The sequence below is a fragment of the Ferrimonas gelatinilytica genome, from assembly GCF_039544205.1.
Lineage (GTDB): Bacteria > Pseudomonadota > Gammaproteobacteria > Enterobacterales > Shewanellaceae > Ferrimonas > Ferrimonas gelatinilytica.
This window is the reverse complement of the sequence record NZ_BAABLF010000018.1, coordinates 1-585: the sequence shown is the minus strand read 5'-3', so window position 1 is coordinate 585 and position 585 is coordinate 1. Positions and strand designations below refer to the sequence as shown.

General features: G+C 56.6%; 1 protein-coding gene. It reads right to left on the bottom strand.

Features of this window, described 5'->3' with window-relative positions; translation table 11 throughout:
• The coding region (locus tag ABD997_RS12080) for a helix-turn-helix domain-containing protein (protein ID WP_345317283.1) at positions 1–585 on the bottom strand (585 nt) is incomplete at both ends.

Sequence of the window (585 nt, the reverse complement as noted above, 5' to 3'; positions counted from 1 at the left end):
TTCATGAAGCCTGCCGCAGTCAGGCCTCTCTGGTCTTCCAACTGTTCAGCATGAGCAACCCGTGAGTGGTCATCGACGCACACATGCACATACTGATGGCCGGCACCTTTGGTCTTGATGCTGCGGTCGCCTGTGACCCGCCAGCCCGGTTCATCGAACTGCGCCACTCGCTTGATATCCAGGTGTACCAAGGAACCCGGCTCATCATGTTCATATCTCAGTACCGGCTCTCGTCGAGACTTCCAGCGTTTGCCGAGCATCCTGACAAGTACCCGAGATACGGTAGCTTCAGAGACGTTAAGCACTTCGGCGATACGCCATTGCGGCCAACCTCCCGCCGCCAGAACCTGGATTGAGAAGCAGGTGCCAAGAGCCAGAGCGTTGGGACTTTGTCGCGGTCGTGATGACCCTATCGCAAAGGCCTCATCACCTCGGCTTTTGAACGCCCGCAGCAGTCGATATATCCAACTTTCAGACAAACCGAACTGGCGGGCCAGTCGGCTGACCGGTTCGCCATTGAGATAACGGCGAACAAGTTGCTCTCGAATGTGCGGGGAAGTTTTGGCAGACTGCGCCATGTTCACT